General features: G+C 58.7%; 19 protein-coding genes and 1 riboswitch. Of the genes, 8 read left to right on the forward strand and 11 right to left on the reverse strand.

Features of this window, described 5'->3' with window-relative positions; all coding sequences use genetic code 11:
- Window positions 1–99 precede the first annotated feature (99 nt).
- A complete protein-coding gene (locus BN1139_RS12795) occupies window positions 100–1137 on the forward strand; it encodes an OmpA family protein (RefSeq protein WP_005349962.1) in 1038 nt (345 codons plus the stop codon).
- Window positions 1138–1222: 85 nt separating this feature from the next.
- Here the strand turns inward: BN1139_RS12795 and BN1139_RS12800 are convergent, their stop codons facing one another.
- Window positions 1223–2917 (reverse strand): NAD-dependent malic enzyme, encoded by a 1695-nt coding sequence (locus tag BN1139_RS12800; RefSeq protein ID WP_005349948.1) that lies wholly within the window; start codon window positions 2915–2917, stop codon window positions 1223–1225.
- A 69-nt stretch (window positions 2918–2986) separates the two neighbouring features.
- Window positions 2987–3844 carry a helix-turn-helix transcriptional regulator gene (locus tag BN1139_RS12805; RefSeq protein ID WP_005349946.1) on the reverse strand — a complete coding sequence of 286 codons (858 nt, stop codon included), beginning with the start codon at window positions 3842–3844 and terminating at the stop codon, window positions 2987–2989.
- Window positions 3845–3964: 120 nt separating this feature from the next.
- On the opposite strand from BN1139_RS12805, the gene BN1139_RS12810 reads away from it, so the two are divergent.
- Together BN1139_RS12810 and BN1139_RS12815 are read left to right on the forward strand one after the other, a co-directional pair.
- Complete coding sequence (locus BN1139_RS12810) at window positions 3965–5344, forward strand: MATE family efflux transporter (protein ID WP_005349945.1); 1380 nt, start codon at window positions 3965–3967, stop codon at window positions 5342–5344.
- 123 nt (window positions 5345–5467) lie between these two features.
- Window positions 5468–5716, forward strand: coding sequence for a YciN family protein (locus BN1139_RS12815; RefSeq protein WP_005338382.1), 249 nt, complete (start codon window positions 5468–5470; stop codon window positions 5714–5716).
- A gap of 33 nt (window positions 5717–5749) precedes the next feature.
- Here the strand turns inward: BN1139_RS12815 and BN1139_RS12820 are convergent, their stop codons facing one another.
- Window positions 5750–6871 (reverse strand): GGDEF domain-containing protein, encoded by a 1122-nt coding sequence (locus tag BN1139_RS12820; protein ID WP_005349944.1) that lies wholly within the window; start codon window positions 6869–6871, stop codon window positions 5750–5752.
- 246 nt (window positions 6872–7117) lie between these two features.
- Between BN1139_RS12820 and BN1139_RS12825 the strand changes: the two genes are divergently transcribed.
- Window positions 7118–8515 carry a nucleobase:cation symporter-2 family protein gene (locus BN1139_RS12825; RefSeq protein WP_005349943.1) on the forward strand — a complete coding sequence of 466 codons (1398 nt, stop codon included), beginning with the start codon at window positions 7118–7120 and terminating at the stop codon, window positions 8513–8515.
- A 102-nt stretch (window positions 8516–8617) separates the two neighbouring features.
- Window positions 8618–9334, forward strand: coding sequence for a lipoyl protein ligase domain-containing protein (locus BN1139_RS12830; protein ID WP_005349942.1), 717 nt, complete (start codon window positions 8618–8620; stop codon window positions 9332–9334).
- Window positions 9335–9473: 139 nt separating this feature from the next.
- Here the strand turns inward: BN1139_RS12830 and BN1139_RS12835 are convergent, their stop codons facing one another.
- Together BN1139_RS12835 and BN1139_RS12840 are read right to left on the reverse strand one after the other, a co-directional pair.
- The gene (locus tag BN1139_RS12835) at window positions 9474–14240 is read right to left on the reverse strand and encodes a DUF3320 domain-containing protein (protein WP_005349941.1); all 4767 of its coding nucleotides are present in this window, start codon (window positions 14238–14240) and stop codon (window positions 9474–9476) included.
- A 251-nt stretch (window positions 14241–14491) separates the two neighbouring features.
- Window positions 14492–15868 (reverse strand): alanine/glycine:cation symporter family protein, encoded by a 1377-nt coding sequence (locus tag BN1139_RS12840; protein ID WP_005338391.1) that lies wholly within the window; start codon window positions 15866–15868, stop codon window positions 14492–14494.
- A 107-nt stretch (window positions 15869–15975) separates the two neighbouring features.
- A riboswitch (glycine riboswitch) is annotated at window positions 15976–16091 on the reverse strand.
- A gap of 507 nt (window positions 16092–16598) precedes the next feature.
- Between BN1139_RS12840 and BN1139_RS12845 the strand changes: the two genes are divergently transcribed.
- A complete protein-coding gene (locus BN1139_RS12845) occupies window positions 16599–17765 on the forward strand; it encodes a type III PLP-dependent enzyme (protein ID WP_005349940.1) in 1167 nt (388 codons plus the stop codon).
- Window positions 17766–17849: 84 nt separating this feature from the next.
- On the opposite strand, the gene BN1139_RS12850 is transcribed toward BN1139_RS12845, so the two are convergent.
- Both BN1139_RS12850 and BN1139_RS12855 read right to left on the reverse strand, forming a co-directional pair.
- A complete protein-coding gene (locus tag BN1139_RS12850) occupies window positions 17850–18818 on the reverse strand; it encodes a calcium/sodium antiporter (protein WP_005343920.1) in 969 nt (322 codons plus the stop codon).
- Window positions 18819–18944: 126 nt separating this feature from the next.
- Window positions 18945–19418, reverse strand: coding sequence for a peroxiredoxin (locus BN1139_RS12855; RefSeq protein WP_005349926.1), 474 nt, complete (start codon window positions 19416–19418; stop codon window positions 18945–18947).
- Window positions 19419–19573: 155 nt separating this feature from the next.
- On the opposite strand from BN1139_RS12855, the gene BN1139_RS12860 reads away from it, so the two are divergent.
- A complete protein-coding gene (locus BN1139_RS12860) occupies window positions 19574–20500 on the forward strand; it encodes a phenylacetate--CoA ligase family protein (protein ID WP_005349925.1) in 927 nt (308 codons plus the stop codon).
- 91 nt (window positions 20501–20591) lie between these two features.
- Here the strand turns inward: BN1139_RS12860 and yfcD are convergent, their stop codons facing one another.
- Entirely contained in the window at window positions 20592–21074 is a 483-nt protein-coding gene (yfcD, locus tag BN1139_RS12865) for an NUDIX hydrolase YfcD (RefSeq protein ID WP_005349922.1), read from the reverse strand.
- Between the two features lie 203 nt (window positions 21075–21277).
- Here yfcD and BN1139_RS12870 point away from each other — a divergent pair, with 203 nt between their 5' ends.
- Window positions 21278–21496: a DUF1107 family protein gene (locus tag BN1139_RS12870; protein ID WP_005338403.1), complete on the forward strand. Its 219-nt coding sequence runs from the start codon at window positions 21278–21280 to the stop codon at window positions 21494–21496.
- A gap of 52 nt (window positions 21497–21548) precedes the next feature.
- On the opposite strand, the gene BN1139_RS12875 is transcribed toward BN1139_RS12870, so the two are convergent.
- The 3 genes from BN1139_RS12875 to BN1139_RS12885 form a co-directional block, all read right to left on the reverse strand.
- Window positions 21549–21863 carry a DUF2845 domain-containing protein gene (locus tag BN1139_RS12875; protein WP_005349921.1) on the reverse strand — a complete coding sequence of 105 codons (315 nt, stop codon included), beginning with the start codon at window positions 21861–21863 and terminating at the stop codon, window positions 21549–21551.
- 188 nt (window positions 21864–22051) lie between these two features.
- On the reverse strand, window positions 22052–22663 hold the full coding sequence (locus BN1139_RS12880) for a BamJ family beta-barrel-assembly machinery protein (protein WP_041980588.1): 612 nt from the start codon (window positions 22661–22663) through the stop codon (window positions 22052–22054).
- Between the two features lie 150 nt (window positions 22664–22813).
- Window positions 22814–23539 (reverse strand): copper homeostasis protein CutC, encoded by a 726-nt coding sequence (locus tag BN1139_RS12885; protein WP_005349918.1) that lies wholly within the window; start codon window positions 23537–23539, stop codon window positions 22814–22816.
- Window positions 23540–23575: the final 36 nt, after the last annotated feature.

A 23575-nucleotide genomic window follows, 5' to 3' on the forward strand; every position in this document is an offset into this window, starting at 1 on the left:
TACCTCTTTGGTGGTTAAAAACAGCCCGTCACCTATACATAAGTGTGGGGTTTGACCAGCAGGCAACCCTACTACACCAAACATCGACGAGGATACGCGATGAACATAAGAGTAAAACCTGTGTGGATTGCACTGGCATTGGCGAGCACAGGCGCACAAGCGGAACCGGTTCACGACTGGTATGCCGGGGTTGGCGGTGGCTGGGCCATTGCCCACAATCTGAATGATTTCAGTCAGGATGTCGGCAAGGATGCGACTGCGCTCTCCCTGTTTGGCGGCTACAACTTCACAGAAAACCTGGGGGCCGAGATTGGCTATCTCTCCACCGGTGACTGGGATATCAGCGGCCATGACTTCAACAGCAAGGGAGCCACGCTGTCAGTCATTGGCCGCCTGCCGCTCAGCGAGATGTTCTCGCTCTTTGCCGAGGGCGGTGGCTATATCTATCACGTCGAGTCGGTCAATGGCGGGGACGACAACCTGGCGCCGCTGGCGGGTCTGGGAGTGACGGCCCGGCTCCATGACTGGGTCGATCTGCAGGCACGCTACCGTTACATAGTGCGCGTTGGCGATGATCCGGATAACGGCAAAGCCAACAGCGGCACCCAGCGCTGGGTCAGCGACATCAGCACCGCCACGCTGGAGCTGGTGATCCACCCGAACCGCAGCCAACCCAAAGAAGCGGCCCCCACGCCCGCCCCGGTCGTGGTTCCCCCGCCACCGGCCGAACCGGAGGTGGTGGATCAGACCTTCAACCTCAGTTCCGATGTGCTGTTCGCCTTTGGCAAAGCGGACCTCAAACAGGAGGGGATGAGTGCGCTGGACGATCTCTACCAGCAGATCGTCGACGTGCAGCCCAAGGATGGCAGTGCGGTCGTGATAGGGTATACCGACCGTATCGGCTCGGATGCCAACAATCAGAGGTTGTCAGAAGCTCGAGCCCAAACCGTTGCCGACTTTCTGATCAGCAAGGGATTGCCTGCCGACAAGGTGAGCATCCAGGGCAATGGCGCGAGTAATCCGGTCACCGGCAACCAGTGTGATGCCATCAAGGCGAAGGCGGCGCTCATCGACTGCCTTGGGCCGGATCGCCGGGTAGAGGTGCGCGTCACCGGCGTACAGGGCGGCAGCGAGTAGTTCATCTTGAGGCGATAACCATGTCAGACGTGCAGTAAAAAGGGATGCCGAGGCATCCCTTTTGCTTTGCGTCTTTTCGCAGAAATCAGAACGAGGTGCGGCGGTAGCGGCGATATTCCGGATGCCAGAAGTTGGCGTCGATGGCCTGATCGATCACCTCGTCCGGGGTCTGCACCGCCTTGCCCTGCAGCATGGCTGTCTTGGCCACCATCTTGGCGATGTAGCGGGAGACCTGATGGATATCCGCCAGATCTGGCAGCAGGGAGCCCTCCTCCCCTTTCACCAGCGGCGAGCACTCCGCCAGCGCGCGACTGGCCGACATCAACATGGCGTCAGTCACCCGGGTGGCACCGGAGGCGATAACACCCAAACCGATCCCCGGGAAGATGAAGGAGTTGTTGCACTGGGCGATGACGTAGCGCTTGCCCTTGTGCTCCACCGGTGCGAACGGGCTGCCGGTGGCCACCAGCGCCTGACCGTCGGTCCAGCGGATAAGGTCAGCCGGCGTCGCCTCGACCCGGGAGGTGGGGTTGGAGAGCGGGAAGATGATGGGACGGGCACAGTGCTTGTGCATGGTCTTGACCACCTCTTCGGTAAACAGCCCCGGCTGGCCGGATACCCCGATCAGGATGTCCGGGCGACCGTGCTCCATTACCTCCAGCAGGGAGATATTGTCCCCCACCGGCCAGTCGGCGATGCGCTCCACCGGTTGGGAGAGACGGCGCTGGAAGTCGAGCTGGTTGGGGATCTTGTCGGTGATAAGACCAAAGCGGTCCACCATAAAGACACGGCTGCGGGCCTGGGCATCGGTCAGCCCCTCGGCCTTCATCTGTGCCACGATCTGCTCGGCAATGCCGCAACCGGCGCTGCCCGCACCGAGGAAGGCGACCCGCTTCTCGGAGAGCTTTGCGCCGGAGGCCTTGCAGGCGGCGATCAGGCTGCCCAGCGTCACCGCAGCAGTACCCTGAATGTCGTCGTTGAAGCAGCAGAGCTCGTTCTTGTAGCGGTTGAGCAGTGGCATGGCGTTGCTCTGGGCGAAATCCTCAAACTGCAGCAGGATGTCGGGCCAGCGACGTTTGACCGCCTGAATGAAGGCATCGACAAACTCGGCGTACTCATCCCCCGAGATACGCGGATTGCGCCACCCCATATAGAAGGGGTCATTCAGCAGTTGCTGGTTGTTGGTGCCCACATCCAGCACCACCGGCAGGCAGTAGGCGGGCGAGATGCCACCACAGGCGGTGTAAAGCGACAGCTTGCCGATGGGAATGCCCATGCCGCCGATACCCTGGTCACCCAGACCCAGGATCCGCTCGCCATCGGTCACCACGATCACTTTGACGTTCTGCTTGGTGGCGTTTTGCAGCATGTCATCGATCCTGTCCTTGTCGGGATAGGAGATAAACAGGCCACGGGCGCGGCGATAGATGTTGGAGAACTCCTCGCACGCCTTGCCCACCGTCGGGGTGTAGATGATGGGCAGCATCTCGGTCAGGTGGTTGTGCAGCAGACGGTAGAAGAGCGTCTCGTTGGTATCCTGGATGTTGCGCAGGTAGATGTGCTTGTCCATGTCGTTGCCAAACGCCATGAACTGGCGATAGGCGCGCTCGGCCTGCTCTTCGATGGTCTCGATATTCTGGGGCAACAGACCTTCGAGGTTGAAGTTGCTGCGCTCTTCGCTGGTGAAGGCGCTGCCCTTGTTGAGCAAAGGGGTCTCCAGCAGGGCGGGACCGGCGTAGGGAATGTAGAGAGGACGTTTCTGGTTATTATCTTCAAACATGGATCTTGGTACCTAAACGGTTAGCTAGACGCAGGGACCCGCCGATCCTAGGGGCTTGTCTCATTAATTTCAAAGAGTTTGCACATCCGTTGCAAAAGGTTTGCGACCCAGTCGACGAAAGGCGCCGGGGGTCTGACCAGTCAGACGACGAAAGCGGTTGGCAAAGTTGGCGCCATCGCTGTAACCGACCCGGGCCGCCAGCTCGCCAAGTGGCCAGTTGGTATAGAGCAGCAGCTGGCGCGCCTTGTTCATTCTGAGCTCGGTCACCCTCGCCATCGGCCCCATACCGAACGCTTGCTGACAAAGCCGGTGCAGATGGGGTACGGAGCAGGCCATCTGTCGGGCCAGCAGGGCGACACACCAGGGTTCGTCCAGGCGCGCCTCCACCCGGCGAAACAGTGCCTGCAATCTAAGTTCAGGGGTACCGCGCACCTCCCCTTGCAGGGTGCGCTCCAGCAGCGCCAGCAGCAGGCTGAGCAGTTGAGGTTGCAGCGAAGAGCGAACCCCCTCCCCCTGCATCAGGCTGAGCAGATGGTAGAGCTGATCGCCGCCATCCCCTTGCCAGATACGGTGGCCAAGGCGGTGCAGATGCTGCCAGCGCGGCACGTCATCGAGCAAAATCCAGCTGATATGCCAGCTTTCGCCAATCAGCTTGAGCCCACCGGGCACAGCGGCGGGCAGGAAAATCAGCGATCCGGCCGGAATGGCTTGCTCCCCCTCGTCGGTGAGCAGCGCGCCACCCTCATCGTGACTCACCATCAGGATGTGAAACTCGGGGCGATTGCGGCGGATCAGGTAGTGATCCCGCACCCGAGAGAGGCCGGTCAGGAAGATCCCAGCCTCGCCGAGCAGGGGCAGCCCTTCACGTCCCAGCATCTGCTCTTCACAGGCTGGCGCTATCTCCAGACACTCGCTGGCAAATGGCATAACACCTCAACAGGATAGTTTTACACAAGAAAATCGAGAGCTACTCACAGTGAGAAGAGCCTCGTCAGCCCCTATCATAACCCTGACAAACCTTGCTTTTCTCATACCCGGTTAACAACTATGAATTATTGGCAAGCGATTTTAAAACAAACCACCGATCGCGAGTTCATGACCCGATTGTGGCGGCTGGCCCTGCCTGTCTCGCTGCAATCCATGATGTTCTCCCTGCTCGGCCTCATCGATATCATGATGGTGAGCCAGCTTGGCACCACGGCTGTGGCGGCGGTCGGCTTGGGTAACCGGGTCTTCTTTTTCAATCTGCTGGTGATAGCGGGCCTCGCGGGTGGGGTCTCGGTATTGGCAGCACAATACTTTGGGCGCGGGGAGATGGCCGGGGTGCGCCGCTCCCTGGCGCTGGCCATAGTGGGCGCCCTGCTGGTCACCCTGCCCTTTGCCTTCATCTATGTGTTATCACCGGGCAGCGTACTCGGTTTTGCCAGTCAGGAGCCGGCGCTGCGCGAGCTGGCGGATCAATTCTTGATGATCACCGGCGCCACCATCCTCTGTACCGCCATCGTGGTGCCGCTGGAGTCGGCGCTACGCTCGGTCGGCAATGCCGCCGCGCCGACCCGCATCGGCATTATCGCCATCATCGCCAACGTCATCCTCAACTATGCCCTCATCTTCGGTCACTTCGGCTTCGAGGCGATGGGGGTCGCCGGTTCGGCCTGGGGCACCACCATTTCCCGGCTGCTGCAGACAGCCCTGCTACTGCTCTACGTAAAGCGTTATGAAGCGCGCCTGATCCCGCGCGCACCAGACTGGCTGGCCGCCTTCAAGCGCAAGGAGGTGGTGCGCTTTACCCTGATCGCCCTGCCGCTGCTGTTCCATGACGGCCTCTGGGCCTTCGGCATGCTGATTTACGGCTTTCTCTATGCCCATCTTGGCACCGATTCGCTGGCCATCATGACCACACTCGGCACCCTGGAGAGCATCCTTATCTCCCTCTTCTTCGGACTGGCGGTGGCCTGCTCCACCCTGCTCGGCCACCGGCTCGGGGCCGAGGAGTACGAGATTGCCTGGCAGCACTCCCAGCTGTTCCTGCTGCTGGCACCGATTGGCGCGCTGCTGGTGGGGATCATCGTCTGGCTGCTGCAAGCCAACCTGTTGCAGTGGGTCGGCAACCTGCCCCCCGAGCTGATGACAGAAGCGGGACAGGTGCTCGGCATCATATGCCTCGGGATGCTGCTCAAGGTGTTCAACATGGTGGGGATCATCGGGGTACTTCGCTCTGGCGGTGATGTGAACTACAGCATCTTTATCGACATCGTCGGCATGTGGTGCATCGGCATCCCGCTCGCCTGGGTGGCGGTCACGCTGCTCGGCTGGCCCCTCTCCTGGGTGGTGGCGGTGGTCTTGCTGGAGGAGCTCAGCAAGGTGTTGCTGGTGCAGCGCCGTATCCGCCAACGCTGCTGGTTGAAGAATCTGGTGATCGGATAAACAGCCACAAATCGGGGTCATATCAATGACAGAAAAACCCTGTTTGCAGTATGCTGGGCGCCTCTTCAATCAGAGACAGGGATCCACGGTTTCCCTGTCCAGTTGTCGTTTAAGGAGACGAGCATGCAACCACAGAAAGAGCTGATCACCGAGACGGCCCTGCTTGAGATGGCCAACAAGATCATCAAAGAGCATGAAGACTTCATCCACGGTATGCGCGCCGATTCGGTGGAGCAGAAGGGGGATATTCTGGTGTTCAAGGGGGAGTATTTCCTGGCCGAAGATGGCACCCCGACCGGCAAGACCATGGCAGTGTTCAACATGTTCAAGCTGCTGGCCCAGCAGCTCTCCGGCAAGTACAAGCTGGCCTGATCTCGCCAGCTCATTGCCAACAGGATGCCGCCCTCAGGCGGCATCTGTTTTTGCGCGGTTCTGCCCCTCGACCACCACGCAGTTGCGTCCCGCCATCTTGGCCTGATAGAGACACTCGTCGGCACGGTTGATCAGAATATCGATGGTGTCATCGGAACGAGCCATGGCAATCCCGATACTCACCGTCACTTCCAGCAATTCGTCCGAGGTGGGACTCTTCACCAGCCGCGCCTCGACGGCAATGCGCAGCCGCTCGGCCATTTTGCTCGCCAGCGCCGGATCGGCACAGTTGTGCATCAGGATGGCAAACTCTTCGCCGCCATAACGCCCCAGCACCATATCAGGCTCCAGCTGCTCGCCCAGGGTGGTCGCCACCTCCTTGAGCACCGCATCACCCGCCAGATGGCCGTAGATATCGTTGATCCGCTTGAAGCGGTCGAGATCCAGCAGCATCACCGCAAAGGGCTTCTTCTTGAGTTGCAGCCGGATTCTGGCCTGCTCCAGCTGCTTCATCAGCAGACGGCGGTTCATCATGCCGGTCAGCTCATCGGTGGTCGATTCCCGATATAGCCGCAGCAGCATGTTGAGTTGGCCGCACTGCACCCAGCAGCTGGCCATGGTAAACATGCCGAGCACCCACACCTGATTCAGGGTGGCCTGACTCCAGATGCTCTGTCCCACCAGCAGCCAGTGACCCAGCAGCATGGTCACCAGCACCACGCCTGCCAGTTGCAAGCCGAGGGAGAGGGGGATGGGGAAGATGGCAAACAGGGTGATCAGCAGATAGGGAAAGGCCGCATAGCCCGCCTGCAACTCCTGTCCGGCGCCAAAGCTGTTCAGGCAGAAGAGGGAGAAGAGCATCATCACGGCCATCAGGTAGCCAAGGGCCAGCTTCATCCGTTCCCGCTTGAAGTGAATGAGATACGAGAGCGGAATAAGTGGCGAGAGCGCCAGGGTGCAGAAGATCCTGGCCTGGAATAGCTGCTCGAAATGAACGGCGGGCAAGGTCAGCCAATCCACCACGGCCCAGGCGGGCAATCCGAGCATCAGCAAGCAGGTCAGCAGGCGCAAACGCACCGTCATAAAGCCCATGCGAGTACGAGTAAAGTCTTCGGAGTGAACCCTCGCACTCCAGAACTCTGACAACTTGAGCATCCAGAGTCTCCACGATGAATACTGAGGGCTCATTCTACACCTACAAAGTGGTAAAATTGTCATTAGCGGGGAGAATAAAAAGGAGAGGTCGGTCACACAAACCGACAGATGATAATCGCAGCACGCAAACGTTTCAACCCATCAAAAAATAAACCTTTTTTTGCATAATTAGCGCTGGTCAGCCTCATTTCAATCACTACAATAGCGCCCAATTTTCTCCCCCTCCCCACACAATTCGAGGTACTTATGGAACAGGCTGCTGTCACACGCGCCAATCTAGAGGCACATCCACCCAGACGAACCCATAGCGAACTGGTCTATGGCATAGAGGATGTCCCGCCTCTGCCCCAGACGCTGTTCGCCGCCCTGCAGCATATGCTCGCCATGTTTGTCGCCATCATTACCCCGCCCCTGATTATCGCCAATGCCCTCGGCCTCCCTGCCGCCGACACTCGCTATATCGTCTCCATGTCGCTGGTCATGTCCGGCATCGCCTCCTTCATTCAAACCCGCCGCTTCGGCCCCATCGGTTCCGGCCTGCTCTCGGTACAGGGCACCAGCTTCAACTTCCTCGGCCCCATCATCGCCTCCGGTCTCGCCCTCAAACAGGCGGCCATGCCCACCGAGGATCTGTTGGGCACATTGTTCGGCACCATGATGGTTGCCGCACTCACTATCGTGGTGATGAGCCGCTTCCTCCATCTGGTGAAACGGATCATCACCCCGCTGGTCACCGGCATAGTGGTGCTGCTGATCGGCCTGACCTTGATCAAGGTAGGTCTCATCAGCATGGGCGGCGGCTATGCAGCCCTCTCTGATGGCAGCTTCGCCAGCCACACCAACCTCTTCCTCTCCCTGCTGGTGCTCGGCCTTATCGTGTTGCTGCAACGCAGTCGCAACCCCTGGTTGCGCCTCTCCGCCATCATGATCGCCATGCTGGCGGGCTATGCAGTGGCCCTGCTGTTGGGCAAAGTGAGCGCCCCCACCTTCGACGGCCCGCTGGTGATGGTGCCCATTCCGCTCCACTACGGCCTCGGCTTTGACTGGCAGCTGTTCGTGCCGCTCGCCATCATCTTCGTGGTGACGGCGCTCGAAGCGATCGGCGACATGACCGCCACCTCGGATATCTCCGGCGAGCCACTGGAAGGGCCTGTCTATATGGAGCGGATCAAAGGCGGCGTGCTGGCCGATGGTGCCAACTCCATGCTGGCAGCGGTGTTCTCCACCTTCCCCATGTCCACCTTCGCCCAGAATAACGGCGTCATTCAGCTGACCGGCGTCGCCAGCCGTCACGTCGGGCTCTTTATCGCCGCCATGCTGGCGCTGCTCGGCCTGTTCCCGGCGGTCGCCAGTCTGGTGCAACAGATCCCCGAGCCCGTGCTGGGGGGCGCCACTATCGTGATGTTCGGCACCATCGCCGCCGCTGGCGTGCGCATCATTGCCCGCGAGGAGCTGGATCGCCGCGCCCTGATGATCCTGGCGGTGTCGCTGGCCATGGGGCTGGGGGTCGCACAGGTGCCGGAAGTGCTGCAACACCTGCCGGAGCTGGCCAAGAGCGTACTCTCCTACGGCGTCGCCACCGGTGGCATTACCGCCATCGTGCTCAACCTGCTGCTGCCCAAGCGCGAAGCGCGCCACTCCTGAGACGTCATCAACCGATAGCAGACTCAAGCCCCGCACTGCGGGGCTTTACCTTGTCAGCCGCCACGGGTAGTGTGCTGGGCAGCCTTTTTTGAGGATGCCGCCATGCCCTATCGCCTGCTCTCTCCCCTCCCCGATACCACTTCACCCGCACAGATACTGGCGCAAGAGCAGCACTGGCTGCGCGACTGTGCCCATGACGGCCAGCCCCGCGCTCACCTGTGGCAGGCGCCCCAATGCCTGATTGTCACTCGCAAAGATACCCGCCTCCCTCATTACGAAGCCGCCTGCCAGCAACTTGCAGCTGAAGGCTGGCCAGTGCATGTGCGCGACAGCGGCGGCACCGCCGTGCCCCACGGGGCGGGGATCCTCAACCTATCCCTGCTGCTGCCCCGCACCACCACAGATCTCGCCCACTACTACCGGCTGCTGGGGGCGCCGCTGCTGACCCTGTTGGCGGAGTACGGCCTTGAGGGAAGCTATGACTTCGTGCCCGGATCCTTTTGCGATGGTCAGTACAATCTGGTGATCGGGGGACGCAAGATCACCGGTACCGCCCAGCGCTGGCTGGCGCCGGGACAGGATCACCAGGGTGCCGTGCTGGCACAAGCCATGCTGCTGGTGGCCGGTGATGTGGATGAGGGTACCAAGATGGCGAGCCGCTTCTACGAACTGGCGGGCGGGGAGCTGCGTTTTTCCCCCGGCACCTCCACCACGCTGGCAAGCTGCATCGGCTGGAGCGGTAGCGATCAGGCACTGGTAGAGAAAGTGCGAGCACGTCTGGATAGCCTGCTGAGCGAGGGGCTATCCCCCTCATTCTGACCTTATCCCGAAGGGAGAGGGAAAATACCCGACCATAGACATAGCGCACAAAAAAGCCACGACCGGAGTCGTGGCTTTGCTTTGCAATAGGAGTGGACTTAGGCTGTCTGCAGCAGATTACTTGTAAACATTATTTTCATCACTGCACCGTAGTAGTGACAACACCTCCGGCTTCTTGTAGTCGCCCAGTAGAGGTAAGGTGATGGATTCGTTTCTCAAGCTCGGCCGTAATCTTTGATGTGGCACGGCCAAAACCCAATAGTCCCAATGCGCCGGAAATTGCTTCATCACTGTTCATTGAGAAGCCAAGAGTAACGGTCTCTAACAGAGCATTATCAATTTCCTCTGGCGCAACCCATTCCAATTTACGCTCCGCAGACCCCCAATGAGCACGGCTACGAATGGGGATTATTCGACTATCCGCAGAATACAAGAATCCATCTTTCGAGTTGAACAACCTCTGTCTTGCACCGAGAAGAATGGCCTTTTCGACGGCAGCTGTAATTCTTATTCCAGCACGTGTGACACCAAATGCCCCCATGAGCCGTCGTGTCACTTCCATGCTATGAACAGGAGCCTCCACATCGACTACTGACTGGATCATTCGTGCCAATTGCTCTGGTTTTTCTTGGTGCAACTCAGTTGTTGATGCAACTAGCGCCAAATTTGCTTTCACGTATGGCTGGCTCGAATTCGGTACTGCTTCCTCGGCAGAAGCTCCTCGAATGATCTCATGCTTCGGTTCCGGCACGACTTCAGGGATCGCATCACGTCTATCAGCAATCTTGGTTCGAGCCGCCTCAATGGCCGCTACAGCACGAGTAATTTCCTGCTGCGGATTGCGGAACCAGTCCGTGCTCCAGATCCGATGGAAATTCCATCCCAATCCCTCCAATACCCCTTGACGCAAACGATCACGATCCCGAGCGGAACGCGAGCTATGGTAAGCGGCACCGTCACACTCGATTGCCAGCAAATAACGCCCAGGATACTCTGGGTCCTTGACTGCGATATCGATAAAATATCCGGCAGTTCCCACCTGCGGTTCAACCTCATAATTGCGCTCACGCAGCGCTTCTATTACCTCCAACTCAAACGGTGAGTCAGCTGCCTTACCGGTCTCCCGAGCTACTTCAAGCTCACCCGTTTCAGCGAATTTCAGGAAGTTCTTCAGAGCCCTTACGCCGAGGGAAGCCCCAGCATCAATCTCCAGTTCGTCAGCCCTGAAGTTGCAGAAGACTCGCATTGCCATTTTGGCTCGTGTGATCAGAACGTTGAGGCGACGATGCCCGCCTTCACGGTTAAGCGGACCAAACTCTTTGGCAATCCGGCCGGACTCATTGCGACCGTAGCCGATGCTGATAAAGATCTTGTCCCGTTCATCACCCTGGATGTTTTCCAGGTTTTTGACGAAAAACGGCTCACTGCCCTGAGAAGTGAAAAATGCCTCAGCCTCTGGCATCTGCCGGCGTAGCAATTCGATCTCGACCTGAATCAGGTCTCGCTGCGCCACACTGAAGGCGGCAACACCCAACGAGAGTTCAGGCGTTCGAATAGCATGCTGCATGACAGCCTGTGCAACTGCCTTAGCCTCCCCCTTATTGGTTCGGGTACGACCTCGGTCATACAGCGCATCAGGCAGATAGTCGAAGCTCACGCCACTGGCGTGGGGATGCTGGCCGGCGGAGGGGAAGACTACCAATTTACTGTCGTAGAACTCGACGTTGGATACGGCAATCAATGACTCATGCCGGCTTCTGTAGTGCCACCGGAGATAGCGCTCCTGGCTTCCGGCCGCCTTGAACATACTCAGGATGCTTTCAATGTCAGCGGTCGCTGCATCCTCGTCATCTAGCTCAACATCGCGGCTGAAGAAATCGGTAGGGGGCATCTGCCGAGTATCTCCGACCACAACTACCTGCTTACCACGCATGATGGCACCGAATGCATCGACGGCCTTCACCTGAGAGGCTTCGTCGAACACCACCACGTCGAACTCCAGCTTTCCTGGAGGAAGGAAGTTCGCAATCGACATGGGGCTCATCATGAAAACAGGTTTGATTTGCTGAATGGCCCGACCAGCCTTCTCGATCAGCTGCCTGATCGGGATATGTCGACGCTTCTTGTTCAATTCAGCCCGCAACACTGCCATTTCACCGGGCTGATTGATGTTGGGCATCCCCTCCCAAACCTGTCTAGCCAAATGCGTTTGCGCATGATTGAGCGAGGCCAAGTCGAGCAACTTGAACCGTGCAATCTGATGTTCGTGCTTAATGCGGTCGAACTGCTGCAGCGCTGGTTTCTCTGCATATACCCGCTGCACCAAACCCGAATACCAAGAGAAATCCAGAATTGCAGGTAGCTGCTTGGGCTCATCACTGCTTACGGCAATTTCCAGCAAGTCGTCCAATTTAGCCTTGTGCAGCTGCTCCGCGAGGACATTGAACCGCGCCATCTGATAAAGCGCCGTCAGACTTTCTTGCCACTGCTGCAAACGCTCGCCAAGAGCAGCTAGACCAAGCTTTCTGACGTCAGCCTTAGCGTTCTCCGCTTGCATGCCGGTGACTTCAAGCGCACTGCGCAAGGCCTTGTCTAACCCGACAACATGTTGCTCTATTCTGGTGACTGTATCACCCAAGCCACTGGCATCGGTATGCCCAGCCAAGAAGGCAATGATGCCTTGTGGAATCTGTCCATTACCCAAATCGTCATGCAGCTTGATCACCCAAGCGCTCAAACGCTCAAGCACCGCCCAGTCTGATTTCTGACGCTGCCATTGGGCACCAAAAAGGGCGCTACCCAATGCCTCGTACTGGTCATAGACCTTCTTGTTCTGCTGATAAGTCAGTACCGAATCAACCAGCTCCAGCATGCCCCCATTGGTCGTGGGCAATGTCTCACGGGCTAGCCCCTGCAAACAGCTACGTGCCGCACGGAAACGTCCCGAAAACACTCTCCACCACTTTTCGCCATAAGCCACAAGGCTCTGTCGAACCTCGAGGAGGTCCTGTTCCCAAGCAGCGTCGATCAATTGGCTATCATGCTTAGCACGACAAGCAGTCATATGCTCGCCGGCCTCCAGCAACTCACGAATGACATCACGCCTGGATTGCCACTCGCCCGTTGAAAGCTGCACCCCTTCGAGTCGCGGAGCTTCGGCCGCACGCCTAGCAGCGCGGCATACCACATCCACATCTGCCAAAGTGGCCGGCTGAGTCAGCATTAACCGTTCAGAGAGTGCCGTGGCTGCCGACTGCAATGCATTGAGATGCGAACCTGCCAACTGCAGTGCATCATTAGCCCTGCTCTGTTCTATAGGCGAAAAGAACGTCCGCTCACTACCCCAAAAGACACTTAGATCAGGCCGTCCCATCTCCTCCAGATGCAGCACCAGCTCCTCAACCAACTCAAGCCTTTTTTGCTGTTCTGCATAGCTCCAGGCTGCCATAGGCGCAAAAGGAATGACCGGCAATCCGGCATAGACACGCTTCAGCTTCAAGTAACGGCCAAGCACATCGACAAAAGGCAAGCCGCTCGCGCCCGCGGAAGCACTCACAGCCTCGCAGTATTGATTCAGGCCATCCTGCAGTTCTTTCAATCTGGCAAGGTCGTCCTCGCCCACGTTGGTCAATGGTCGCCCCTGATCCAGAGTCCGTCCTAGCTCCTTGAGCACAGACTGCTTGGTGGACTTGTGGCTATGCAGCTCAAGAACGGCATCGCCCAGATGACTTTCATCCAGACGACGCTTAACCACCTCAAGCGCAGCCATTTTTTCGGCAACAAACAACACCGTTTTCTTCTGGCCGATCAGCTCGGCGATGATGTTGGTGATCGTCTGTGACTTACCCGTACCCGGTGGTCCCTGAATAACCAAGTTGGAACCCTCACGCACCTCCAGAATGGCTTCTGTCTGGCTGCTGTCGGCATCCTTCACAAAACGTACATCTCCCGGTGCAATCACCGAGTCAATATTCACATCCTCCTGATACGCCGCCCCAATATCCCCGAAGCCCGAACCAAGCAGGCGCTTCATCACTCCATGGGCATCAGGCTGCTTCTCTTCCGGCCAGCTTTTCGGGTCGAGATCCCTGAACATCAAAAACTTGCCGAACGAGAAGAAGCCCAGCGCAATCTCGTTGCTGGCGACCTTCCAGCGTCCCTGCTTACTGACTACATCTGCAACATCACCATAGAAGCGGCCAAGGGCGCTCTCATCGGTCGCTAAACTATCCTCGTCGAACGCGCAGGAGGTCATATCCAAACCAAAATCAGTCTTGAGCTTGGCGACCAGAGAAAGGTTCGCCATCAACTCATCACCTGAATATTTCAGCTTGAAAGCATCCTTGGCGCCGCTGCGCTCAAGACAGACCGGAAGCAATATCAAAGGTGCCTTGCGCAGGTTCTCGGAGCTATCCGCTTCGTACCAATGCAAGAATCCAAGGGCTAGGAACAGCGTGTTTACGCCCTGCTCCTCAATAAAGCCTTTAGCCTCGGTGTGGATCTTCAACAACTGCAGGAACAGACGCTCGTCATCAATGGCAGTCTGCAAATGAGTATCCATATGGCGACGGGCTTTGCCCGCCTCATCTTCATCAGCCTCGTCAGCGATACTGGACCAGCCCAAACTATCCAACTCATGCAGCAACTCCTCGTCACTTGCTGTGTCATCCCCAGCCTCTTCAGGCTTGGCGGCTTTTGCCAGCTCGGCCAGCCTCTTGCGGGCCATCGGTGCAAAGGTCATGGCCTTTTCTTGGCGATAGAGGATGTTGAACACCTCCTCAGATCGCTCATCGACCACCATCAAGGTTTTGGCTGTCTTGCGGAAGTTGAGCATGTTATTGCGAAGCCCAATATCCAGCAGTTCTTTACGGCTGCTCTGTAGCTTTTGGCTGATGACTGCGCTCATGAAAATCCCTATAAATCAGGCATAATGTATAAAAAGACTAGAAATGTATGGAAATATGCAAATTGCTGCAGTGTACCACAGGCTATTAAGCAACTGTTCAATAGCAACCGACCATTGAGATCAGCTGCACAAACACGATCGCAGCTCATTGGTGCTGTACCGCCGCAAAAAGTACAACCCCGCCAATGAAAAGCCACGACCGGAGTCGTGGCTTGTTCTTTTCAATGGGAACGTGAAACGGGCCGAGGCGTTCAGGCCGTCTGCGGCTCCGGTTCAGCTTCGCTATCCAGATCCCGGCTAAAGTAGGCGCGGGTCTCGGCGATCACCACATGGCGCAGACCAATCAGGCCGATGAGGTTGGGCACCGCCATCAGGCCGTTAACTATATCGGCAAGCAGCCAAATCATGTCCAGATGGAGGAAAGCACCGCTCGCTACCAGCGCCAGATAGACCAGACGATAGGGCTTGATCGCCTTTACCCCGAACAGGTACTCGGTGCAGCGCTCGCCGTAGTAGTTCCAGCCAAGGATGGTGGTAAAGGCGAAGAACAGCAGGCCAATGCTCACCAGATACTGGCCAACATGAGCATCGAGCCCCTGGGCAAAGGCCAGACTGGTCATGGCCGCGCCGCTTGCATCGCCGCTCCACACGCCGGTCACCACCAGGGTCAGGCCGGTCATGGTGCAGATGATGATGGTGTCGATGAAGGTACCTGTCATGGAGACCAGCCCCTGCTCCACGCACGAATCGGTCTTGGCTGCCGCCGCCGCGATAGGCGCAGAGCCCAGTCCCGATTCGTTGGAGAAGACCCCGCGCGCCACCCCTGACTGAATGGCCAGCATGATGCTGGCACCGACGAAGCCGCCGGTCGCCGCATGGCCGGTGAAGGCACTCTCGATAACCAGCATGACGGCATCGGGCAGGGCGCTGGCGTTGTTCACCAGCACGCCCAGACAGGCGACGATGTAGAAGATGGCCATGAAGGGCACCACCTTGCTCGACACACTGGAGATGGATTTGATCCCCCCCAGGGTCACCAGCGCCACGATCAGGGTCAGCACTACGGCGGTCGCTTCACGGGGCACCGAGAAGGAGAGGCTCATGGCGTCTGAGATAGCATTGACCTGCGGGAAGGTACCGATCCCGAAGAAAGCCACGCCGATGCCGAACAGGGCAAACAACTTGGCCAGCGGCTTGGAACCGAGCCCCTTCTCCAGATAGTACATGGGGCCACCCGCCATCTGGCCGTTGGCATCCTGCTCGCGATACTTCACCGCCAGCAGACACTCGGCGTACTTGGTAGCCATGCCGAACAGTGCCGCCATCCACATCCAGAACAGGGCACCGGGGCCGCCGAGCTTGATGGCGGTAGCCACCCCGACGATGTTACCGGTGCCAATGGTGGCAGAGAGAGCGGTGCACAAGGCGCCGAAGCTGGAGACATCCCCCTGCTTGCCCTGCCCCTGATCGCGGCCAAAGACCAGCCGCAGCGCGAGTGGCAAGCGCACGACCTGAAGCAGACCCAGACGCAGGGTGAGATAGATACCGGTCCCGACCAGCAGGATCAGCAGGGGCGGCCCCCAGATAAAGCTATCGATGGCGGTTAACGCCGATTGAATTGATGACATGCATCCTCCTTAAGAAACAGAAATTAAGGAGGAGAAGGATGATCTTCCCATAGGTGTCGCGATCGGCCAGAGGCGATCGGATACGGGCCAAGCCCAGGTACAACCATCCCATCCCCTCTGTCCTTTTGCCTGAGAGTTTCCGGCGCCAGCCTGCCCTTGCGGGTAGTCATGGTGCCTTGCTCCTTCGGCGCCCGATTTAACGGGTCTCTCCAGAGTATCGTCCAGTAGCAGTCCACACCGGTTGCCCGGTACCTGAAAGATTCACTTCTTCGGTGGATGGTTGCCCATCGCTCTCCTGCTACCTTCATCCGAACTAGTTTGGATTAGGAAGTCGGCATGTTAATCCAAAAAATGTGAGCTGTCTCGCACTTGGCCACCCCCATTTATATTTTTTTAGTGACCACCAGAACAGCAGCAAGAATGTTAAATGTTAGTTAACTATCAACAAGTTAGGCTCTCACGGATCAAATGTGGCCCAAACGGGAAAAATGGCGGATAGAGAACAGTGATCCCTCTCGTTTCACCAAGAAAATCTTGCCGACATATCCAATCAAAATGCTTGCACACAGAATCAATAAGCCGATAATCCGCTGCATAACCAAGCACTTTGCCATCAAATTATGCACTGTGTTCGGTTGGTCCCACCGGACCGCTCGCCTGACCCGGCCGTCGCCGGTTCAATCGCATATGGCTTGGGCATATCACGCCCCCTAAGGATGACCAAAAGAGAATGAACGAGACCCTGGTTGCAAAAGATGTGGTCGCACAAGATTACCGTCAGCTGGTTGAACAATTCGGCTCCCCCCTGCTGCTGCTCGACAAGGCAGCCGTCCGCAAACAGTATCGGGCCCTGACCTCCGCCCTGCCCGATGTACGATTGCACTATGCACTCAAACCCCTGCCCCATGAGGCGGTGGTCTCTGTCTTGAAGGAAGAGGGGGCCTGTTTCGATCTGGCCACCAACGGCGAAGTGGATCTGGTGCGCAGTCAGGGGGTTCGCCCGGGACGTTGCATTCATACCCATCCCATCAAGCGCGACAGCGATATCCGTTACGCGCTGGAGTTCGGCTGCACCGTGTTTGTCTATGACAACCCGCTGGAGCTGGAGAAGTTCATTCCCTACAAGGACGAAGTGAAACTGCTGCTGCGGGTCAGCTTCCCGAACCCCGAGACCAAGGTCGATCTCTCCAAGAAGTTCGGCTGCACTCCGGAGCAGGCGCTGCCGCTGCTGCAACTGGCCCACGCCAAGGGGATCAAGGTGATGGGGCTGTCGTTTCACGTCGGCTCGCAAGTGCCCCATGCCCGTCGCCATGTGCAGGCCATCGACGCCTGCCGCGAGATCATGGAGCAGGCCTGGGCGCTCGGGCTCAAGCCCTGGGTGCTGGATATCGGCGGCGGTTTCCCGGTGGATTATGAGGGGGGCGAGTTCGATATCGACGGCTTCTGCGCGCCGATCCGCGAAGCGCTGGCCAAGTTGCCCGCTACCGTGCAGAAGATTGCAGAACCGGGCCGCTTTATCAGCGCGCCGGCCATGACTTCGGTATCCAGCGTGATGGGCAAGGCCCACCGTGGCGACAAGATCTGGTACTACCTGGATGACGGTCTCTACGGCAGCTACAACGGCCAGCTCTATGACCACGTCACCTATCCGGTGAGCACGCCTTATGCCAGTGGCGAGCAACACAACTCGGTGCTCTCCGGCCCGACCTGCGACAGCGTGGATGTGATCCGCGATGGCATCATGCTGCCGGACCTGGCTATCGGCGAGTTGGTGGTTGGCAAGGTGATGGGCGCCTACACCTGGGCCTCCGCCTCCACCTTCAACTTCTTCCCCAAGGCCAGCATCCTCATTCTGGACAGCAGCCAGAAGGGGCAGAAGCTGGTGGCAGTAGCCTGAGCACACCGCTCGCCAACAGGTTCACTGGGCAAAAACAAGAGGGGGAAGCTTGAGCTTCCCCCTCTCTCATTTCACCAACCCCTATCAGATAAACTGACTGGTCAGCAGCCAGCCGGTGTAGGCGACGAAGCAGGTCAGCAGCACGCCCCCCTCCAGCCGGTTGATACGGCCCTGTCCCTTGCGGCCCAGACACATCACCAGCAGCAGCAGGGTCAGCCCCATCATGATGCTCCAGTCACGGGTGAGCACCTCCGGCGCCACATCGAGCGGGTGGATGCCCGCCGCAATCCCCACTACCGCCAGGGTGTTGAACAGGTTGGAGCCAAGCACGTTGCCAAGGGCCAGATCATGCTCGTTCTTGCGAATGGCGATGAGGGAAGAGGCCAGCTCCGGCAGGGAGGTTCCCACCGCGACTATAGTGAGACCAATCACCAGATCGCTGATACCGAGCGCCTGAGCGATGGTCACCGCCCCCCAGACCAGCAGACGGGAAGCACCGATCAGCAGCACCAGCCCGACCACCAGCCAGAAGATGGCACTCTTGAGGGACATCCCCTCGCTCTCGATATCCTCGGCGGTCTCGGTATCCAGCGCATCTCCCTTGCCATTCATGCCAGCCCAGATGGACCAGCCCATCAGGGCAACGAAGACTGCCCCCAGAATGACCGCATCCATCCGGCCCAGATGACCATCGATCAGCAGAGCGCCGGAGAGCAGGGTAATACCGAGCAGAATGGGGATCTCCTTGCGCACTACCTGAGAGGCCACCGCGATAGGGCTGATCAGTGCCGTCAGACCCAGGATCAGCGCGATATTGGTGATATTGGAGCCATAGGCATTACCGAGCGCCAACCCGGGATTGCCCTGTGACGCCGCCAGCGCCGAGACCACCATCTCCGGGGCCGAGGTACCAAAACCGATGATCACCATGCCGATCAGCAGCGGCGGCATCCCCGCATAACGGGCGGTGGCGGCGGCACCGTCGACAAACTTGTCTGCACTCCAGACCAGCAGCGCCAGTCCGGCAATCAGGGCAACAAAAGCCAGGGTCATAGGATCTTCATCTCTTGTTATCTGCAACGAAGCGCCAGCCCAAACGGGCAGGCACCATGGGAAAGTGGCGCCAGTGTAGCTGTGCCACCTCCCATTTCAAGGGGAAATCAAACCGTGATTAACATTTCACAGTGCAGCCAGCAGGCTCGCGGCATCGGAGACCTCAAACTTGCCTGGCGCCTCCACAAACAGCTGCTCGACCACACCATCGTTGGCAATCAACGCAAAGCGCTGGGCACGGATGCCGCCAAAGGCGCCGGTATCCTTGGCCAGGCCCAGCGCCCGGGTCCAGCTGCCATCGCCATCCGCGAGCATGGTGATCGCCTCGGCATTCTGGGCCGTCTGCCAGGCCCGCATCACGAAAGCGTCGTTGACCGAGAGGCAACAGATGGCATCCACCCCTTTGGCCATGAACTGATCGGCCAGCACCACATAACCGGGCAGATGTGCATTGGAGCAGGTGGGAGTAAAGGCGCCGGGTACCGCAAACAGCACTACTTTTTTACCGGCGAACAGCGTCTTGCTATCCCGCAGCTGCTTGCCCTCGTCGGTGATAAAGGTAAATTCGCCAGCAGGCAGGGGTTGTCCTACAGCAATCATGATTTCTCGTCCTGAGTCGTGATGGGAAGTCGCCAGTTTATCCCAGAGTGACGATGCCGCCTAACAGCGGCTCTGAGCCTGACCATGGATAGCTGCAGGCATTTTCCCCTTGGGCAGACTACTCTTGAGCTGGTTTCACGGCGCCAGGAGGCCCCATGCAACACTATTACGATGGTCTGGAAATTCGTCCCCCCACCATGCGCGAACAGCAGCAACTGGACCAGCTCAATCATCAGCTTACCCATGTCAGTCAATATTGCGCCGGTTACTCCAGCGCCTATCGCCAGTGTCGCCTCGAGGATCTGGCAGAGCTGGCCACCCTGCCACTGCTCGACAGCAAAGAGCTCTTTGCCGCCCAGCAGGCTCATCCCCCCTTTGCCGGTCTCACCGGCCGCCCCGCCAGTCAGGCGCTGCGGGTCTTCTCCTGTCCGGGCCAGCTGGCCATCCCCGAATATGCGGGGGCTGACTGGTGGGGGGCCGCCCGGGCGCTGTTTGCCGCCGGTTTCAAGGCGGGGGAAGTGATGCTCAACGGCCACGACTATCATGCTGGCCCCACCGCCTTTATCTTCGATAACGGCGCCCGCCAGCTGGGGGCTCCAGTGGTACCCTGCGGGCCCCACGATACCCAGCGCCAGCTGGAGGCACTGCTGCGCTATCAACCCACCGGCTATGTCGGCCCGCTGGTGACCCTGCTCGACCTGCTGGAAGCGGCCGAAGCGGCGGAGATCCCGAGCGACTCGCTGCGCCGCGCCCTACTGTGCGAAGCCACCCATCCTGAAACGGCACCACTGCGCGCCATTCATGGCATTGCGGCCCTCAACTGTCTGGTGTGGCAGGATGTGGGGGTGGTGGCCTACGAGAGTCAGCCCGGTCAGGGCTTTATCGTCAACGAGAGCTGCATCGTCGAGATCATCGATCCCGCCAGCGGCAATCCCGTGAGTGGCGACGAGACCGGCCAGCTGGTGCTGACTCGGCTCGATCTGGAGTATCCGCTGCTGCGGCTAGCCACCGACTGGCAGGGGCACTGGCTCGCCAAGCCGAGCGCTTGCGGGCGCACCAACCGACGCCTCAAGCTGGTGTAGCAGACCAACTAAATGCACAAAGGCAGACGGGCAGCCATCAGGCTGCCCGTCTTGTCTCTGAACTGGAAAAGAAAATATCTAAAGAGAGACGTTAGCGTCTCGCCTGCCAGGTGGCGATGGCCAGCAGGGAGTCAGGGGTAAATTCGCTGGCACGCTCGGCAATCTCGGCCAGGCTCATCCAGTATACCGCGCTCACCTCTTCGGCCTGCAGCTGCAGCGGCCCCTGATAGCGGCAACTGAAGAGACCCCCCCAGACCCGATAGCCCTCCCCTTCGGCATAAAAACTGCCAAAGCCCTGCAGAGGAACATCCATAATCCCCAGCTCTTCGGCCAGTTCGCGCCGGGCGGAGCGCTCCATCTCCTCACCGGTGGTGACCACGCCACCGGCGCAGGCATCCAGCATGCCGGGGCAGAAATCTTTGCTGAGGGTGCGTCGCTGCACCAGGATCCGATCCGCGTCGTCGAGCACCAGAATATAGCTGGCACGATGGCAGAGATTCTCCCGCCGCACCTCGGCTCGCTCGGCCACGCCAATCACCCGGTTGTTCCCGTCCACCACATCAACCCATTCCACGCACAGGCCCTTTTATTTGTTCCATTCAAGCCCGCAGTATATCGGTGCGGTGGTTTGTCATGGCACAACTTTTTCGATGACGCCGTCAATTTGCCGAACTCACTGGCAAAATAAGGATTCATGCAAATCTTTATAAACCGTCATATCAGTGTCATCGACCGACACCATAGTGTGCCCTGTCCAGGCAATCAGGGAACCGTGTGATGAAGGTATTCAAGCAGTTATCCCCACGGCAGATCGCTCGCTACATCAAGAGCTTTCATCGAGGCTATTTTGCCATCGAGTCGCTGGGGACATTTGAATTCAACGCGGGCAGGATCAGCCTCCATGGCCTGACCTGCCGCCAGCGGCTAAGACTGGCTCGCCAGATCAATCTGGCTGTCAGACAACTTGGTCACCGCGACCCCTTGCCGGACATGTGAGTCAAAGGGTCTTGCCCTACTGTCTGTTGTGCATCCATGCTTTGCCCGCCGGCTACTGGCCGCGCGGGCCGTTTTCGATATCGGTAATGATGCCGTTGCGCACCGTCACAAAGCGCATGAACTCGTTCTTGCCGAAGTTGTAGGTCCAGCGTTCACCATATTTGACCTGCACCAGGTTGCCAAACTGGTTCTCCTCGTTGCGGTTGAGCTCTTCACGCAACATCGGCTCACCGCACTTGAGCAGCATCTCGGCGGTGGTGTCTCCCTCTGTGATCAGGGCGTTCTTGCAGCGCATGGCATCAGCACTGGCCGGAATACTCAGCAGCAACAGAGCAAGCCCCGCTACTTTCTTCATCTTCTTGCTCATCGGGTTCTCCTTATCCTCTCTAATGAGTCGCAGTATGCCTTTTCCCGTTTCTGAAAAAACCAGTAAAAAGCGCAAAAGTGCCGCCCTTTTCTGCTCTCCAGCCCGCTGGTCGCGACAAATGCTGTCTATCACATAGCCCAAAAACAAACGGCGACCCGAGGGTCGCCGTTTGCATCAAGCCAGCAGGATCACAGGATGTCCAGCAGCTCGACTTCAAATACCAGTGCAGAGTAGGGCGGGATGGAACCGGCACCACGGGAACCGTAGGCCAGATCGTGGGGGATGTAGAGCTTCCACTTGGAACCAACCGGCATCAGCTGCAGCGCTTCAACCCAGCCAGCGATCACGCCGGTCACCGGGAATTCAGCCGGCTGGCCGCGAGCGACGGAGCTGTCGAATACGCCACCGTGGGTGAAGGTACCGTGGTAGTGCACACGCACGGACTGATCGGCTACCGGAACGGCACCGTTGCCTTCTACCAGCACTTCGTACTGCAGACCGGAGTCGGTCACCTTCACTTCAGCGCGCTTGGCGTTATCAGCCAGGAAGGCTTCGCCGTCAGCAGCAGCGGCCTTGGCGGCGGCTTCCTGCTCTTCTTGCATACGCGCAGTGATCACCTGGAAGGCATCATTGATATCGTCACGGCTGACCGCGAACTCCAGACCATTCAGGGCATCTGCCAGACCTTGTTGCAGGGCCGGGATATCCAGACCGGCGAAGGCTTGCTGCGCCAGCTGATCACCCATGTTGCGGCCGATGCCATAGCTGGCCTTCTGTTCGATAGAGTCGTATTGGGACATTGAGATGTTGCTCCAGATCCATGTAGTAAAGAGGCGGGATAATATCAGACTTTTGGCCGGGGTGCTGCCGGGGGCGCCCCTGATTTCCCCGTCAGTGGGAGGAACTTCACACAAGATGCGGATGAACGCCGCCCAACGGCGGCGATCTGCTTAACCGCGATCCAGCAAGGCTCTGACCGCAGCCACCTTGGCGCCATCGGTGATATTGACCCGACCATCATCCGAAGTGCCCATATTCACTCCGTGCGGCACCATGCCACCGCGCCAGCCCATGCCGGACATATGCACTTCGCTCACCCCGGTGAACTCGATGATGGTACGCACGTTGTCGGCATTGACCCCGGCCCCCGGCATCAGGCTGGCACGCCCCGCCAGCGCCTGCTGCATCTCCTGCAGGGTTTCCAGCCCAGCCAGCGCGGTCGGCGCATGGCCCGAGCTCAGAATGCGCTCGCAACCGGCCGCGACTATGGTCTCCAGATCGAGGCGCCAGTCGGAAGAGAGGTCGATGGCGCGATGGAAGGTGACCCCCAACGGTCCTGCAGCATCCACCAGCTGTTTGAGTTTGGCGGCAGGCACCCGCCCCTCCTCATCCAGCAAACCGACCACAACCCCTTGCAACCCCGCAGCACGTGCGGCCGCGATATCTTGCAGCATCATCTCGAACTCCCCGTCGTTGAAGCAAAAATCCCCGGCGCGCGGGCGGATCATGGCGTACACCGGAACGCTGGCGTGGCGGGCTGCCTGCTGCATAAAACCGTAGGAGGGGGTCAGGCCACCCAGACCCAGCGCAGAGCAGAGCTCGATGCGATCCGCCCCGGATTGCTGGGCGGTGAAGAGGGATTCCAGGTTGTCGATACAGATTTCAAGACGGGTCATGAGGACTCCTTTTTCGGGGAGATCAGACCCCACATC

It is taken from the genome of Aeromonas veronii bv. veronii, assembly GCF_000820225.1.
In the GTDB taxonomy this organism is placed as follows: Bacteria; Pseudomonadota; Gammaproteobacteria; order Enterobacterales; family Aeromonadaceae; genus Aeromonas; species Aeromonas veronii.